Origin of the sequence: Vibrio sp. R-1, assembly GCF_035615595.1 — a bacterium.
GTDB lineage: Bacteria > Pseudomonadota > Gammaproteobacteria > Enterobacterales > Vibrionaceae > Vibrio > Vibrio cholerae.
This window is the reverse complement of record NZ_WPDC01000322.1, coordinates 1-433: the sequence shown is the minus strand read 5'-3', so window position 1 is coordinate 433 and position 433 is coordinate 1. Positions and strand designations below refer to the sequence as shown.

General features: G+C 37.2%; 1 protein-coding gene. It reads left to right on the top strand.

All coding sequences use genetic code 11. From position 1 onward, the window contains the following. Positions 1–8: 8 nt before the first annotated feature. Positions 9–428, top strand: coding sequence for a GNAT family N-acetyltransferase (locus GOU96_RS18335; RefSeq protein WP_042988309.1), 420 nt, complete (start codon positions 9–11; stop codon positions 426–428). Positions 429–433: the final 5 nt, after the last annotated feature.

Genomic DNA, 433 nt, shown 5'->3' with positions numbered 1-433 from the left:
GAGGAAATATGAAAGTTCATCTATTGAAAGATAGCACTGACTTGAGGTCAGTTGCAGAAGTACTACTGACACTTCGTCCAGATTTTGATTTGGAATCTCTGTCTGCACAAATACTTAAACAGCAGTCGAATGGCTATAAAGTTGCGTATGTAAAATCAGGTGATGCTGTATTGGGTGTTGCTGGATTTTGTATTTGTGAAAAGTTGGCCTGGGGCAAACATATCTATATTGATGACTTGGTTACAAATTCAGAAGTTCGTTCAAAAGGTGTCGGCAAACTGCTCATAGATTGGTTTAAAAGTTATGCAATAGAAGAAGGCTGTGGCCAAATTCATCTTGATTCCGGTGTACAGCGTTTTTTAGCGCATAAATTTTACCTTCGAGAAGGATTTATTATTGGTTGCCATCATTTTTCTTTGGTTGTGTAAAAAAA

What these genes read in the sequence shown, in the direction of transcription:
- GOU96_RS18335 (WP_042988309.1), top strand. Translation starts at nt 9, where the DNA reads ATGAAAGTTCATCTATTGAAAGATAGCACTGACTTGAGGTCAGTTGCA.